Source organism: Pseudoalteromonas sp. SR44-5, from assembly GCF_014163675.1.
GTDB lineage: Bacteria > Pseudomonadota > Gammaproteobacteria > Enterobacterales > Alteromonadaceae > Pseudoalteromonas > Pseudoalteromonas rhizosphaerae.
On sequence record NZ_JACJDT010000002.1, the window covers coordinates 97,717 to 113,157 of the forward strand.

14 protein-coding genes are annotated in these 15,441 nt (G+C 41.6%); 9 read left to right on the forward strand and 5 right to left on the reverse strand.

The features are described from left to right. Positions 1–95: 95 nt before the first annotated feature. From H5154_RS01590 to H5154_RS01630, 9 genes are all read left to right on the forward strand, one after another. Positions 96–1,136, forward strand: a complete 1,041-nt coding sequence (locus H5154_RS01590; protein WP_145235348.1) for a DcaP family trimeric outer membrane transporter — start codon at positions 96–98, stop codon at positions 1,134–1,136. Between the two features lie 140 nt (positions 1,137–1,276). Further along, positions 1,277–2,083, forward strand: coding sequence for an ABC transporter ATP-binding protein (locus H5154_RS01595; RefSeq protein WP_182717177.1), 807 nt, complete (start codon positions 1,277–1,279; stop codon positions 2,081–2,083). Beyond that, complete coding sequence (locus H5154_RS01600; RefSeq protein ID WP_145235344.1) at positions 2,083–4,044, forward strand: long-chain fatty acid--CoA ligase; 1,962 nt, start codon at positions 2,083–2,085, stop codon at positions 4,042–4,044. Before H5154_RS01595 ends, H5154_RS01600 begins: the two co-directional genes overlap by 1 nt. Further along, positions 4,041–4,934, forward strand: coding sequence for a branched-chain amino acid ABC transporter permease (locus H5154_RS01605; RefSeq protein ID WP_145235342.1), 894 nt, complete (start codon positions 4,041–4,043; stop codon positions 4,932–4,934). Before H5154_RS01600 ends, H5154_RS01605 begins: the two co-directional genes overlap by 4 nt. A gap of 68 nt (positions 4,935–5,002) precedes the next feature. After that, positions 5,003–6,076, forward strand: coding sequence for a branched-chain amino acid ABC transporter permease (locus tag H5154_RS01610; RefSeq protein ID WP_149982122.1), 1,074 nt, complete (start codon positions 5,003–5,005; stop codon positions 6,074–6,076). 96 nt (positions 6,077–6,172) lie between these two features. Next, a complete protein-coding gene (locus H5154_RS01615; protein ID WP_145235338.1) occupies positions 6,173–7,423 on the forward strand; it encodes an ABC transporter substrate-binding protein in 1,251 nt (416 codons plus the stop codon). Between the two features lie 82 nt (positions 7,424–7,505). Further along, the gene (locus H5154_RS01620; protein WP_145235336.1) at positions 7,506–8,327 is read left to right on the forward strand and encodes an ABC transporter ATP-binding protein; all 822 of its coding nucleotides are present in this window, start codon (positions 7,506–7,508) and stop codon (positions 8,325–8,327) included. A 45-nt stretch (positions 8,328–8,372) separates the two neighbouring features. Further along, the gene (locus H5154_RS01625; RefSeq protein WP_182717178.1) at positions 8,373–9,620 is read left to right on the forward strand and encodes a phenylacetate--CoA ligase family protein; all 1,248 of its coding nucleotides are present in this window, start codon (positions 8,373–8,375) and stop codon (positions 9,618–9,620) included. Between the two features lie 23 nt (positions 9,621–9,643). Next, complete coding sequence (locus H5154_RS01630) at positions 9,644–10,135, forward strand: PaaI family thioesterase (protein ID WP_145235331.1); 492 nt, start codon at positions 9,644–9,646, stop codon at positions 10,133–10,135. Positions 10,136–10,183: 48 nt separating this feature from the next. Here the strand turns inward: H5154_RS01630 and H5154_RS01635 are convergent, their stop codons facing one another. The 5 genes from H5154_RS01635 to H5154_RS01655 all read right to left on the reverse strand — a co-directional run bounded on the left by H5154_RS01635 (position 10,184) and on the right by H5154_RS01655 (position 15,245). After that, entirely contained in the window at positions 10,184–10,444 is a 261-nt protein-coding gene (locus H5154_RS01635; protein ID WP_149982125.1) for a hypothetical protein, read from the reverse strand. Positions 10,445–10,629: 185 nt separating this feature from the next. Beyond that, complete coding sequence (locus H5154_RS01640) at positions 10,630–11,253, reverse strand: 3'-5' exonuclease (RefSeq protein WP_182717179.1); 624 nt, start codon at positions 11,251–11,253, stop codon at positions 10,630–10,632. Positions 11,254–11,288: 35 nt separating this feature from the next. Beyond that, positions 11,289–13,127, reverse strand: coding sequence for a DUF294 nucleotidyltransferase-like domain-containing protein (locus H5154_RS01645; RefSeq protein WP_149982127.1), 1,839 nt, complete (start codon positions 13,125–13,127; stop codon positions 11,289–11,291). Between the two features lie 119 nt (positions 13,128–13,246). Continuing rightward, on the reverse strand, positions 13,247–14,971 hold the full coding sequence (locus H5154_RS01650; protein WP_149982128.1) for a sodium:solute symporter family protein: 1,725 nt from the start codon (positions 14,969–14,971) through the stop codon (positions 13,247–13,249). A 10-nt stretch (positions 14,972–14,981) separates the two neighbouring features. Then, entirely contained in the window at positions 14,982–15,245 is a 264-nt protein-coding gene (locus H5154_RS01655) for a DUF4212 domain-containing protein (RefSeq protein ID WP_004586074.1), read from the reverse strand. Positions 15,246–15,441: the final 196 nt, after the last annotated feature.

Consider the following 15,441-nt stretch of genomic DNA (forward strand, 5'->3'; position numbering starts at 1 on the left):
AGGACTAAGCGCAAGGTACTAGCCCTTATTTACAATTGTTGATTTTTTCGACTCACCTAGTATGAATCACACATAATAACAAAGGAATTTGGTCGATGTTCAACACACAATATAAAAAATTACTGCTTACATCTGCTTTTCTTACTGCCAGTACATCCGCACTGGCAGGCTACGAGATCAACATAACTGAAAACGATAAATTAACCTTCGGTGGCTACATTAAAATTGATGCACGATACGTTGACGGTGACATTGCCTATCGTGATTACTGGATTGGTGATGGCATTGCTTTAGAAGAAGACGCATCCCAGTTTCGTATCTTTGCTAACGAAACCCGTTTCAATACTAAATACCAACACGGCGAGATAACAGGCTTCATCGAAATGGATTTTTGGGGCGGCGGCGGTAATGAAATTGTCTCTAACTCAGCTAACCCGCGCATCCGACATGCTTTTATAAACTACAAAGATCTCACTGTTGGCCAAACTTGGTCAACCTTTATGAATACTAGCGCAATTCCTGAAACTGCCGATTTTGCTGGCGCAACAACAGGTCTAGTATTTATTCGTCAAGGACAAGTACGTTATAACATGGGCAACTTCCAAGTATCCATTGAAAATCCTGAGAGCTGGGGGGGCGATACCGCAAACGATAATATTCCTGATTTAATCGCACGCTATAACATCAAAGGTGATTGGGGCAATGTCTCTATTTCTGGCTTAGCACGGCAATTACATACCTTATCAGGTAACACTGAAAGCGCCTTTGGCGCATCTGTTGCGGCACGAATTAAAACAACAGGAAAAGATGACTTACGCCTACAAATTCATAAAGGTGATTTAGGCCGCTATGTAGGGGCTGCGGCTGTTAAAGATCTCTATGGTGAAGAAGTTGAAGATATTACCTCTGTATTAGTTGCCTATCGTCATTTTTGGAATGATTCACTGCGTTCAAGCGTGCTGTACGGCAAAGTTGATGGAGATGTATCCAATCGTGAGCGTACGCAATGGGGTATAAACCTCTTTCAAAACTTAACTAAAGAACTCGAAGTGGGTATTGAAGTCGGTAACTTTTCAATTGATGAGTTAGATAAAGATTCAAATTACCTACAAGCCACAATGAGATACATCCTCTAGCTGACAGAACACTTTCTAATGTTTGTTGTGTGTAATAACGACCCCAACCGTTAATACATTTTAAAGAGGGTTCACCCCCTCTTATTTTTCAACGCATTCGTTATTCATTTTTATTCTCAGTTAAATTTAGGAGTATGAGTATGACAACATCGATACTCAATATAGAGCAAATATCGCTAGCCTTTGGTGGTGTTAAAGCCTTAACAGATGTTAGTTTTTCGGTGACTAAAGGCTCTGTATTTTCAATTATTGGCCCAAATGGGGCTGGTAAAACATCAATGCTCAATTGCATTTCTGGCCGCTATCAACCTAACAGTGGAAAAATCACCTTTGCAGATCAAGATGTTACCCACTTAAAACCCAATGACCGCGCAGACTTAGGTATGGGCCGTACTTTTCAAAACTTAGCCTTATTTGGCCATATGTCAGTGCTCGATAATATTATGGTTGGTCGCCATCACTTATTAAAAAACAATTGGTTAACAGGGCCGTTATATTGGGCTTCTGGGGCGCAAAAAGAAGAACTCGCTCACCGTAGAAAAGTAGAAGAAGTGATCGACTTCCTTGAGATCTCTCATATCAGAAAATCCATCGCTGGCACCTTGTCTTACGGGCTTCGTAAACGCGTTGAATTAGCTCGTGCAATGGCTCTAAACCCAAAACTGATTTTACTTGACGAACCAATGGCTGGAATGAATCTGGAAGAAAAAGAAGACATGGCCAGATACATCCTCGATTTAAATGAAGAATTCGGTATTACGGTCGTTATGATTGAACATGATATGGGAGTTGTAATGGATATTTCTCATGAAGTTATGGTGCTGGATTTTGGTAAAAAATTAATTTCTGGTTTACCACACGAAGTCATGGCTGACCCCTATGTTAAACGTGCCTACCTTGGTCTTGAAGACGACGCAGAGCCAGCCACCTTAGAGGAGGTAAGTTAATGACTAGCCAAATCAATCAAGATTTTGAGATGGGTGAACTGAATACCTTCCCCAAAATTCTACAACACAATGCCACGCATTGGCCTGATATGGTGGCGATGCGAGAAAAAGAGTTTGGTATTTGGAACGAGTTCAGCTGGGCCGAATATAACAATAAAGTAAAGTGGTTGTCGCTCGCGTTGAGTAACAAAGGCGTGAATACAGATGATACCATTGCCTTACTTGGTGATAACCGCCCAGAATGGATATGGGGCGAAATTGCTGCTCACGCTTTACGTTGCCATTCATTAGGTATTTATCAAGATTCAATGCATGACGAAGTAATCTATTTACTCGCTAGCAGTGGCGCAACCGTTGTGATTGCTGAAAACGAAGAGCAATGCGATAAATTACTTGATTTAGGTGATGGCATAGAGCAAGTAAAATTCATTGTTTATTGCGACCCAAGAGGTATGCGCAAATACAACGACTCGCGACTTATAGATATCAATACCCTATACACACTGGGCCAAGAACTCGAACAAGCATACCCTGATCGTTATCAAGCCATGATAGATGCCTCAGCCCCTGACGACATTGCTATTTACTGCACCACTTCAGGTACCACATCAAAACCCAAAATTGCCCTACTCAATGGTGGCAATTTTATTAAGCACTGTAGTTCATATTTACGTGCTGACCCGCGTCAAGCTGGCGACAACTATGTATCTGTATTGCCCTTACCTTGGATCATGGAGCAAGTCTATGCAATTGGCCAAGCACTGATCGCCCGTCAAATTGTAAATTTTGTTGAAGAACAAGAAACACTCATGGCTGACCTACGAGAAATTGGCCCCAGCTTTGTACTATTAGCACCACGGGTATGGGAAGGCATTTTAGCTGACGTACAAACCCGTATGATGGATTCAACACCTTTTAAAAGAAAGCTATTTAATTTTGCCATGAAGCTGGCTGAGCAAAGCCAAGTAACAGGCAAAAAATCATGGCTAGCTGAAATTCTACTGCTAAAAGCACTTCGTGATCGACTCGGTTTTTCATTCTTAAAATCGGCTGCCACCGGCGGAGCTGCGATGGGGCCTGACACCTTTAAGTTTTTCCAAACCATTGGTGTGCCTTTACGCCAACTCTACGGCCAAACAGAAATGTGCGGAGCTTACACCATCCATCATGAAGCCGATGTTGACTACGACAGTGTTGGCGTCGCGTTTGATAATGCACAAATTAAAGTCATTAATCCCGATAAAGCCGGTATTGGCGAAGTTATTGCTAAAACAGTCGGAATGTTTAGTGGCTACCTTAATAATCAACAAGCCTATGATGAAGACGTGATTGACGGCTGGATGCAAACAGGTGATGCCGGTTACTTTAAACCGTCTGGCCATTTAGTGGTGATTGATCGGATCAAAGATCTCGCTTGCACCAGCGACGGCGCACAATATTCTCCTCAATATATAGAAAACAAACTTAAGTTTTCTTCATTTATTGGCGAAGCCGTTATTTTAGGTAAAGCAAAGCCTTATCTATCAGCCATCATTTGTATTCGTTTTAGTATTGTTGCGAAATGGGCTGAGCAACAAGGGCTGTCGTTTACCAACTACACCAACTTATCAACCCTGCCTGAAGTGTACGAAAAAATTGGCGAAGAAATAATGCGCGTCAATGAGTCACTTCCTGAATCACAAAAAATCCATAAATTTTTATTACTTTACAAAGAACTTGATGCCGATGATGGCGAATTAACACGAACCCGTAAAGTTCGCCGTAGTGTTATTGCGGATAAATATGGCGACATTATTTCATCCATTTATGACAACAAGGAAAATGTTGATATTGATACCATGGTGGTATTTCAAGATGGTACTAAAACCCGTATTCAAACCCAGCTTAAAGTCACTTCGCTGATCGAAACAGCCTGCACGGCTGCTGATAACACTATCAACATAACACGGAGAGTCTCATGAATTTTGAATTGCTAATTCAACTAATCGTCAATGGTTTAATTGTCGGCTTACTCTATGGCGTCGTTGGGATGTGCTTTGTATTAGTGTACAAATCAACGCAAATTGTAAACTTTGCCCAAGGTGAGTTTTTATTAGTGGGTGCCTGGGTATGCTGGGCAGTACTGATTTATTTAGAGCTGCCTTTTGTAGTGGGCTTTTTACTGACAATGGCCTTTATGGCAATCTTTGGTGTGCTGCTGCAAATGATTGTTTTACGCCCGATGATAGGTGAACCTATTATCTCAGTGATCATGATCACCATTGGCTTATCAATCTTTTTTCAAGCCTTGATGAAATGGATTTTTGGTGTTTCAGCGCAAAGTTACCCGCAAGTATTTACCACTAATAGCATCCAAATATTTGGCTTGAACATTGAAGCCGCTTACTTAATGAGCACCGTAATCGCCTTAATAATTATGGTTGCCTTCTATCTATTCTTTAAACATTCAAAATACGGTTTAGCAATGCGAGCCACAGCCTTTGATCAACAGATTGCACAAAGCTTAGGTATTTCGGTAAAACAAGTTTTTGCTATGAGCTGGGGTATTGCTGCTACGGTTTCAGCCACAGCTGGCATTGTTATTGGCATGGTAAACGGGGTTTCAAATTCACTGTCATTAATTGGTATCAAAGTTTTCCCTGCAGTTATTCTTGGCGGTTTAGATTCTATCATCGGCGCTATTGTCGGTGGTTTGATCATTGGTGTATTAGAGAATGTCGCTGAGTTTTTCGACAGCCAATATCTGCATGTTGGCAATATGTATGACATCGCACCATTTTACGTGTTGCTCGTCATCCTTTGGTTCAAACCATACGGTTTGTTCGGCACAAAAGATATTGAACGTATTTAAACAAGCCGATTTAGGTGCATCAATAGCGCCTAACAAGTGCAGATAAAGGTAAATTTTAGGAGTTTATTATGTCCAGTTTAACCATGAGACCCTGCGGCGATTTCCGCACCAGTTATAAACAAGATAATACAATTTTTGAAACAACAACCATCAAAAATGTGGCAATTTTCGCAATTGCCCTATTATGTGCAGCGCCATACTTAGTCGATGCATATTACCTAACCCTATTTATTCAAATTTCATATTTAGGGATAGCCGCACTAGGGCTCAATATTTTGGTCGGTTACACCGGACAAATTTCATTAGGTCATGGCGCATTTTTTGGCTTTGGTGCTTTTGCATCAGCATGGCTCAATATCTCCTTTGGTATTCCTGTATTGCTGTGTATTCCACTGGCTGGTTTTTTAACAATGGCTGTAGGCATGATGTTTGGTTTACCGGCCTCAAGAATTAAAGGCTTGTACTTAGCTATAGCCACACTGGCTGCGCAGTTTATTTTAGAAGACTTCTTTGCCCGTGCTGACTGGTTTTCTGGTGGTTCTGCTGGCTCATCTGCCGACCCAATTAGTATATTTGGCTTTGTTTTTAATAGCGATGAAAGTTTCTTTTATATCGCCTTAGCAGCCTTAGTTATTATGTATATTTGGGGCTGTAATCTGATGCGCAGTCGTGATGGTCGCGCCTTTGTTGCAGTACGTGACCATTATCTATCAGCTGAGATCATGGGCATCAAGCTCAATAAATATCGCTTACTCTCTTTTGGTATATCGTCTTTTTATGCCGGTATTGGCGGTGCCTTATATGCCCATTACTTAGGCTATGTGTCTGCTGAAGGGTTCACTTTATTTATGTCGATCCAATTCTTAGCCATGATCATCATCGGCGGTTTAGGCTCAATTAAAGGCACCTTAATGGGTGTGGTGTTTATGGTGTTTCTACCAGAAGTACTCGAAAGCGGCGTAGGTTTAATGAAAATGACCGACTGGGGCAATATTCCAATGGTGGTTGATGGCCTGGCCTATATCAAAGAAATGGCCATTGGCTTAGTGATTATCTTATTCCTTATTTTTGAGCCGCAAGGCATGGCACACCGCTGGGCACAAATTAAAAACTATTGGAAGTTTTACCCGTTCTCGTACTAATCAATAGACACTAACTTAAGCATATACAACACACATGAGCATCATTAATGCGTAAATAATTGGCAATCTAGCCATAAAAAGAAAAAGGAAATAGTTATGCACAATCATAAGGCAAAATTAACGTCTCTATTAATAGTAAGCGCGCTGTGCACCAGCCAACAAACATTCGCTGAAGACTCAGTCTTTGTTGGTCATCTAGCTGATATGAGTGGCCCGACAGCTTTTGTTGGTAAAAATTACGCTGACGGCGTGCGTGATTCCCTAGCTTACATTAACGAAAATGGTGGCATCAATGGCACTAAACTCGAATATGAAACAATTGATTACGCTTACAAAGTGCCGCAAGCGATTGCCGCTTATAAAAAGTGGCATTCGCGTAAAAACATGGTTGCCATGCAAGGCTGGGGCACCGCTGATACCGAAGCACTGATCTCATTTGTAGCCAAAGATAAACTACCAGTATTTTCAGCGTCTTACTCTGGCCACTTAACGGATCCTATGGGTAAAAACCCACATACAAAGAAACCAGCTCCTTATAACTTTTTTTACGGCGCATCCTATTCAGATGCGTGCCGCGGTTTAGTCCAGTGGGCAGCTGAGGACTGGCAAAAAAAGGGGGGCAAAGGCAAACCTAAGTTTACTCATATTGGTGCAAATCACCCCTTCCCTAATGCACCGAAAGAAGCCTGTGCAGAGTACGCCACCGAATTAGGCTTTGATGTACAACCTGCGGTTGTTATTTCGATGAAACCAGGTGATTTTAAAGCGCAATGTTTAAGCTTAAAAAGCTCAGGCTCAAATTACGGATATATAGGCAATCTAGGTGGTTCAGTATTGTCTTTAGTTAAATCATGTAACACCGTTGGTACCGATATTCAGTTTATGTCGAATATATGGGGGGGCGATAAAAAAATATTCCAAGCTGCGGGCGAAGGCATTAAAGATTATGTATTTCCAGCTATGACGCCGTTTTGGACTGATCAAGTACCTGGCATGAAACTCGTTAGGGAGATTTCAAAACAATCAGACCCTTCAGGCCAAGAAGAGCGTGTTCATCATTACATTCGTGGCGTGTGCTCAACATTCTTTATGAAAGAGGCTATGGAATGGGCAAAAGATAACGGCGGAATAACCGGTGAAAATATTAAAAAAGCCATGTATGCCCGTAAAGATTGGGTACCAGCAGGACTTGAAGGCGTATGCCTTGCGGGCAACTGGAGTGAACAAGATCACCGTGGCACTAACCAAGTTTACATTTACAAAGGCAACTATAACGAAGGCAATGTCGTCGTTGAAGAGTTATCACTGGTAACCATTGAGCGCCGTGATGCGTGGTTAGGTTTTTAATAGCTCGTTAAACATAGCAGCGGATGAAGCATCTCGTTATTTTCATCCGCTGATAAATTATTAATTTTTCACGGAGTTAGCTATGTCACAAGCAGCTATAAAAATACAACCTGCATCACCAATTCTAAGCGTTAACAATATTGAAGTTGTTTACGATGAAGTCATCCAAGTTTTACGTGGTGTTAGTTTAGATGTGCCAGAGGGTGAAATAGTCACCCTACTTGGGCCAAATGGCGCAGGAAAATCAACCACCTTAAAAGCCATTTCTGGCTTATTAAAAACTGAAAATGGCGAAGTCACTAAAGGCGACATTACCTTTATGGGCGAACGAATAGACAATAAAAATGCCGAAGATGTGGTGCGCAGTGGATTGTTTCAGGTTATGGAAGGGCGTCGTATCATCGAAGATATGACCTCTCTAGAAAACTTAAAACTCGGCGCCTTTACCCGCAAAGACGCACAAATAAATCAAGACATTGAAATGGTGTACCACTATTTCCCTCGCTTAAAAGAACGCACAGGCTTAGCTGGATATTTATCAGGTGGCGAACAACAAATGCTGGCAATTGGCCGTGCATTAATGGCACGTCCAAAGATGATTTGCCTCGATGAGCCATCGATGGGGTTATCGCCATTATTGGTTAAAGAAGTGTTCGGAATCATAAAAAAGATTAACCAAGATCAAGGTATTACTATGCTGTTGGTAGAACAAAATGCCAACTATGCACTGAGAGCGGCTAATTATGGTTACATCATTGAATCAGGGAAAGTTGTATTAGATGGCACACAAGAGCAGCTTTTAAACAACGAAGATGTAAAAGAGTTTTACCTCGGTGGAGGTAACGAAGAACGTAAAAGCTTTAAAGATCTTAAGTCATATAAACGTCGCAAACGCTGGTTGTAATCAACCTATCTATCTCTCTACTTTTTCTATGTTACTGGAGCTATTATGAGCCATTTTTATCATGCCAATGAACATCAACACTCTGAAACCAGAGAACAAAATTTATTGTCCCGTTTAGCTGACTTTATTACCTATGCAAAAAATAACAGCCCCTATTATCAGGCTATATTAGCGAACATTGATGCCACGAATATCACTACTCGCTCACAACTAGCGACTTTGCCGATCACCAGAAAATCTGACCTTTTAGACATACAAAAGCAACAGCCTCCGCTTGGCGGTCTCGCATCTAAAAGTGGCCATATAAATCGAATTTTTCAATCACCGGGGCCTATTTATGACCCTGAAAATTGCCAGCAAGATTGGTGGCGAATGGGCCAAGCCTTTCATGCTGCGGGGTTTAGAGCAGGTGAGTTAGTACAAAATTGTTTGTCATACCATTTGACTCCTGGCGGTTTTATTCTTGATTCAGGGGCGCGTGCGTGTGGCTGTGTGGTTATACCCGCAGGCCCAGGGCAAACAGATCAACAACTTGACGTAATAGAAGATTTACACCCGCAAGGTTATTGTGGCACTCCCTCTTTTTTAAAAATATTACTGGATAAAGCGCAGGCAACTAAACGTGACGTTAGCAGCCTCAAAAAAGCACTGGTGACTGGAGAGGCATTATCTCATGAACTGCGCGAGTCGTTTAAACAACAAGGTATCAACACCTTACAGGCTTACGCAAGTGCCGATGTAGGCTTAATTGGCTATGAAACCATTGCTGACGATGGGTTAATTATCGCTGAAGATTTAATTGTCGAAATTGTGCGCCCAGGCAGCCTCACTCCAGTCGCAGATGGTGAGATTGGTGAAGTGGTTATTACAAGTTTCAATACTGATTATCCGTTAATCCGTTTTGCAACCGGTGACTTATCGGCTATCAAGCCAGGGCAAAGTGCGTGTGGTCGGACTAACATGCGCATTCAAGGTTGGTTAGGTAGAGCCGATCAAACCACGAAAATAAAAGGTATGTTTGTTCATCCTCAACAAATAGAGCGAATTAGACTCAGTGTTAAGGGGATAAAGAAAATGCGCTTAGTGGTCAAGCTACAAGATCATCAAGACAAAATGCAGCTATTGTGTGAATACGATCAAGACCAATCAGAGCTAACTAAACTGGAACTCACCGGCGTATTGCTAGATAACTTAAAACAATACACAAAATTAAATGGCAGTGTTGAGTTGGTCGAGCTAGGCAGCTTAGCTGATGATGGCAAAGTGATTGATGATCAACGAGTCACCGGATAACCCAATTAGAACTAGGAGTTTTAATGAACAATATAGCCTTTCAAGATTATTACCCCGATGAGCTCAGCCATTGTTATGGCTGTGGCAAAAACAATGAGCAGGGTCACCAATTAAAAAGTTATTGGTATCAGGATGAGCAAAATCAAGGCAATATCGATAAAACTATCGCCCACTTTACGCCGCAACCTTGCCATACAGCAATCCCTGGCTTTGTTTATGGTGGGCTGCTTGCGTCCCTGATTGACTGCCATGGTACAGGCAGTGCCGCTGCTATAGCTTATCGATATGCAGAGCGAGAGATGGGGACTCAACCTGCATTTCGTTTTGTTACAGGGGCTTTAAATGTTAACTTTTTAGCGCCGACTCCAATGGGGGTAGAGCTGCAGCTAATAGGTAGCTTCATTGAAGTAAAACCCAACAAAGTGATTGTCGACATCACGCTATCAGCGAACAACGTGATCTGTGTTAAAGGCAGCGTAATTGCTGTGAAAATGCCAGCGAGCTTTATCAGTTAGCATTCAAAGTTAAGAGCGAACTGCCGTGTTCGCTCTTCAATTCAAAACTTAGCGCTTACCTAGCTTTTTCAGCAGTACACTGACTGATAGCGACAAAGCCATAATCACCACACCATAAATAACTAACATACCTGACGGTGTAGCAAGTTCTATTATTTGCTCGTTTGCGCCCACGCATAAGTTTGTTTTATGATTAATAGCTCCACCACTGTCTAAACAGCGGTCAACCAATAAAAACCCATGTAGCCACCATACAACAAACAAGCTTACTAAAACGCCAGCTAAAGATGGCAGTAAATTATTTTTCATAGATAAAAAACCAAACGAGAAAGTAAAATAACAGCCTCCTATAATAGCAAGCACAGTACCGAATAACCGCACTATAAGAGCCTATTTTTGAAAATAAAAATTAATACTTATGAGTTGATTTAGATACTAATTATAGCAGTCATTCAGCTACGATAAATTACGACAATACTCAAGCTAGCATCACTTTAAACCAGCGCAGCCAATTTCAACTTCTTACCGCAGCTTATTTGATGACATTGTGCCAACAACAATTCTGCGGTAGCCATGGCATCGGTAAGTGCATGATGGCAACCATAATGAGGTAGCTCATAACGCGCCCGACAAGCACCAAGGGTTAAATCATCCAAGCCGATTTCATGGCCTTGTTGGTGCAAGCGCTTTTTTTCAATCTGAAAAGTATCAATGATCAATAAAGGCTGCACATCAATATTATGTGCTTGAAATGCCTGCTTTAAAAATCCCCAATCTAAAGTCGCATTGTGAAATACCAAAATAGCGTCCGAAAAATGAGCGCTTAGCTTAGCTAAAATGGCCGCTAAGCTTTGCCCTGTTGCGACATCTTGCTGGGCAATTCCATGATAAACAGGGCTTTGCTCAAGACGCTGTACATCTTTATTAATTATATGCTGTGCATGACTTAATTTAATGCATTGCTTTTCTATCAACACCCACGCAATCGAGACAATCTCATGCTGTTTTGGATCAAGCCCAGTCAGCTCTAAATCAATTACTATATAGCGCTGTACTAGTGCATTTTGAGCAAGTAATTGCTTACGCGCAAAATAGCGACTCAACCAACGTTTAACCACTTAGCTTGTCACCTTATTCATAGCAAAACACATATTTATAAACTTCCACGAGCAAACTTAAATGCCGCAGCTTGTTGTGCGAGCTTGAGTAAATAGAAGGCTTCTTTTAATTGATGACGTTCAAGGGAGTTTAGTTTATCTGGGTTAATACAGTTACTCGGTAGCCCTTCTTCGTTTATTTGCGTGCGCAAACGTAACTGAGTTAAAAATCGCCAGCAGTCTTTCAAATTATATACATCGTGATTACTTAACAATGAATGTTTCAGTAATGCATCTAAGCGCTCTTGGGTGTTCGCTCGGCGTATGCCTGCTTTTAACGCATATAGACGAACAATATCGTTAATGATCACCACGCCACGTTTTTTCAAATCGATGTATTTGTGCTGTTTCGCATCTTTTTCGAGTTTAAACTGATTAAATAAACCAATTGGTACTGAGTTAGATTTAATATCGGTTGCCATTGCCGCGTAAAATAATTCGTTACGAGAAATACGAGTTAGCTGCTCACAAAATGCGGTGTAAAGCGCTGTAGAGCCTTCAATAAAGCGTAAGTCAAAAAATATTTTACAGTTCAGCATAGCCTGCGGCGTTGGGCTTTTTATCCAAGCAAAAAACTTTTCACACCAATCAGATATACTCATTCTGCACAATTCACTGCTGGCCATAATGTTACCAGGACAACGCCTGATACCGCACTCGACCAACTGCTCACAAACAAACTCACCCATCCGGCGGTAGTAATCTTGATGTTGCTCGCTTAAGTCATCAGGCAGTAATAAGCCGTTATCTTGATCAGAATGCAGGGTTTGCTCTTCACGCGCTTGAGAGCCAAAACAAATAAAACTAAAGCTAGTAGGAGCGGCACCGCACTCTTCTTGGAATAAATATATTAGCCGTGAAGTTAACGCATCAGTTAAACCACTGAGTAATTTACCTATCAACGATATATCATCAATATTATGAGAAAAGCTCCGCAATAATTTAGGTACTTCTGCCGCATAACGCTTTAAATCTGCGACACTATGAGCTTTATAAATACGGCCAATCAATTGAACGGGATCGCTCTTTTGCTGACGTAATAAGTCAGTGCTGGTGATCATGCCCAACGCTTTATGGTGTTCATCCAACACTGGTAAATGGTGAATATTATGTTTGAGCATTAAATGCAGCGCTGAAAAAACACGGTTATTTTCAAAAATAAACTTGGGTTTGACACTCATGATAGTGCTAACCGCTTGTTTGGGATCGATTTCATCGGCTAATACCCGGTTGCGTAAATCGCGATCTGTAACCACACCAACCAAGCGTTCAAATTCTGTCACCATAATCGACGAAACGCCGTGCTCTTTCATTTTTTTAGCTGCTTGGCGAATACTTGCATCAGGCGACAAAGTGACCGCTTTACGTGACATCAGTTCAGATATCTTACGTTCAGACCAACTATCGTTTTGGCTTTTATAATGTGAAGAAAGCAGCCGATTTGCATGCGCGCGAACAAAATACTGCTCAAACGTTTTATATTCACGGCGTAAGTAGTCGAAAGCATCTTGGTTGAGCATATAAACTATGCCCTCTTTTTGCACTTCTAAACGGTTTTGAATTGCCTCGCCGGTCAGCAGTGAAGGAAAGCCAAAATAATCGCCTTGTGCTAAACGAGTGATCACATCGCCTTTTGCATCCACTAAGTCATACAAACCAGAGCGAATTAAAAACAGCTTAGGTGAGGCTGATTGCAGCCATTGCGTTTGGTTTTCACGGGTTAGATAAATAACATCGAGATGTTTTATAAAGTAATCTGTTGCGCTGCTATCAAGGTCGCTAAATGGCATTTGTGCTAGCACAAACTGGGCGACTTCCTGTTGCTCATTATTCATTTGTCTACTCGCAAAAAACAATCGTACAATCACTGTACTGCTATCAACGATAAATAAAAAGCCCGACTTAAGTCGGGCTTTTGGATCTATCAATATTAATTAATAGAGTATCAGCGTTGTTAGTGAGCGTGAGCTTCACTAGACCCTTTAGGATTACGAATGCCTTCAACCATTTCTTGAATTTCAAGCGGTGTATCAGCGGTAAACTTAACCACGATTGCAGCAACTGCAAAGTTAATAAGCATACCAACTAGACCAATACCTTCTGGTGAAATACCTAAGAACCAATGCTCAGGGCTATTTAGTTCTGGGCTGATGAACTTGAAGAAGATGATATATGCCGCAGTAAAGGTAATACCTGTAACCATACCTAGAACCGCACCTTCTTTATTCATCTTCTTAGAGAAGATACCCATAATGATCGCCGGGAAGAAACTTGCTGCGGCCAAGCCGAATGCAAATGCCACCACCGACGCCACGAATCCAGGCGGATTAATACCAAAGTAAGCGGAGATAACAATCGCAACCATGGCTGCCAACCTCGCTGCGAGTAACTCTTGTTTATCGCTAATGTCTGGTTTTAAGGTCCGCTTAAGTAAATCATGCGATACCGAAGTCGAAATAACTAATAATAAGCCTGCGGTTGTTGATAGTGCCGCAGCAATACCACCGGCGGCCACAAGTGCCACGACCCATGCTGGTAAGTTAGCAATTTCAGGGTTAGCAAGTACCATGATGTCGCGGTCAACGTTAACTTCGTTAGCGCTGTTTGGATCATCAATTTTACCTGCTGTGTAGAACATTTTGCCATCACCGTTTTTATCATTAAAAGTGATTAAGCCCGTTCTTTCCCAATTTTTTACCCATACTGGTGCTTCAGCGTATTCAGTACCACTTCCGTCTTTACCATTTATGGTATCAATCATGTTAACACGGGCAAATGCTGCAACCGCTGGTGCTGTTGTGTAAACTATCGCAATGAATACTAAAGTCCATGCCGCTGAAATACGCGTATCTTTAACGCGAGGTACAGTGAAAAAGCGTACGATTACATGAGGAAGACCGGCAGTACCAACCATTAAGGCACCAGTAATAGCAAACACATCAATCATGCTCTTAGAGCCTTCAGTGTATTGTGCAAAGCCAAGTTCAGCACTTAAACCGTCCAGTTTATCAAGTACGTATACACCATCGCTGCCAATTAATGTCGCGCCAAAGCCTGTTTGTGGGAAGAAGTGACCCGTCATCATCATAGAGATAAAGATGGCAGGAACAAGGTAAGCAAATACCAGTACACAGTACTGTGCTACTTGGGTATAAGTAATGCCCTTCATACCACCGAGTACCGCATAGAAGAAGACAATAACCATACCAATGTAAACGCCAGTTTCAATTTCAACTTCTAAGAAACGTGAGAATACAACGCCTACACCACGCATTTGCCCTGCAATGTACGTAAAACAAATGAAGATGGCACATAAGATTGCCACTAAACGCGCGGTGCGTGAATAGTAACGGTCGCCGATAAAGTCTGGCACAGTAAACTTGCCGAATTTACGTAAGTAAGGTGCTAAACACATAGCAAGTAGTACATAACCACCGGTCCACCCCATTAAGTAAACGCCGCCATCATACCCTGCAAAAGAGATGATACCCGCCATTGAGATAAATGACGCAGCACTCATCCAGTCAGCGGCTGTTGCCATACCATTAGCCAGAGGCGGAACACCACCACCTGCTACATAAAACTCTTTTGTTGAGCCTGCTCGGGCCCAAATTGCAATGCCGATATAAAGCGCGAAGCTCAACCCGACAATTATAAACGTGAGTGTTTGAACATCCATTGCTTAGCTCCTATTCGTCTACGCCGTATTTTTTATCTAACGTATTCATTTTGAAAACGTACACAAAAATCAAAGCCACAAAGGTATAAATCGCGCCTTGCTGGGAGAACCAGAAGCCAAGTTTAAACCCAAAGAAACGCACTTCATTAAGTACATCAACCAGTAATATGCCAAAGCCAAACGACACGACAAACCAAACTGCTAATAATTTAAACAGCAGTGAAATGTTTTCCGCCCAATAAGCTTTTGCTTGTTCTTCATCTTTAAAAGCCATTTTTTATTTCCTCTTTAACATCTGTAAAAAGTGATGTGTTCGATTTATTCTCGGCTATAAACTTAGCAATGCCTGAACAATATTGAATTGAGACCATAGTCGTAACAACAAGTTAACGTTTACGTAAACTGTACTAAAGCGCTTGTTACAAAAAAGTAAAAAACGTTTTCTATCATAATGTTAAGTCTTTCCACTC

Coding starts and splice junctions, on each gene's coding strand:
- H5154_RS01655 (WP_004586074.1), bottom strand. CDS start 15,245: ATGGCTTTTAAAGATGAAGAACAAGCAAAAGCTTATTGGGCGGAAAAC.
- H5154_RS01620 (WP_145235336.1), top strand. CDS start 7,506: ATGTCACAAGCAGCTATAAAAATACAACCTGCATCACCAATTCTAAGC.
- H5154_RS01650 (WP_149982128.1), bottom strand. CDS start 14,971: ATGGATGTTCAAACACTCACGTTTATAATTGTCGGGTTGAGCTTCGCG.
- H5154_RS01615 (WP_145235338.1), top strand. CDS start 6,173: ATGCACAATCATAAGGCAAAATTAACGTCTCTATTAATAGTAAGCGCG.
- H5154_RS01630 (WP_145235331.1), top strand. CDS start 9,644: ATGAACAATATAGCCTTTCAAGATTATTACCCCGATGAGCTCAGCCAT.
- H5154_RS01625 (WP_182717178.1), top strand. CDS start 8,373: ATGAGCCATTTTTATCATGCCAATGAACATCAACACTCTGAAACCAGA.
- H5154_RS01635 (WP_149982125.1), bottom strand. CDS start 10,444: ATGAAAAATAATTTACTGCCATCTTTAGCTGGCGTTTTAGTAAGCTTG.
- H5154_RS01590 (WP_145235348.1), top strand. CDS start 96: ATGTTCAACACACAATATAAAAAATTACTGCTTACATCTGCTTTTCTT.
- H5154_RS01610 (WP_149982122.1), top strand. CDS start 5,003: ATGTCCAGTTTAACCATGAGACCCTGCGGCGATTTCCGCACCAGTTAT.
- H5154_RS01605 (WP_145235342.1), top strand. CDS start 4,041: ATGAATTTTGAATTGCTAATTCAACTAATCGTCAATGGTTTAATTGTC.
- H5154_RS01645 (WP_149982127.1), bottom strand. CDS start 13,127: ATGAATAATGAGCAACAGGAAGTCGCCCAGTTTGTGCTAGCACAAATG.
- H5154_RS01600 (WP_145235344.1), top strand. CDS start 2,083: ATGACTAGCCAAATCAATCAAGATTTTGAGATGGGTGAACTGAATACC.
- H5154_RS01595 (WP_182717177.1), top strand. CDS start 1,277: ATGACAACATCGATACTCAATATAGAGCAAATATCGCTAGCCTTTGGT.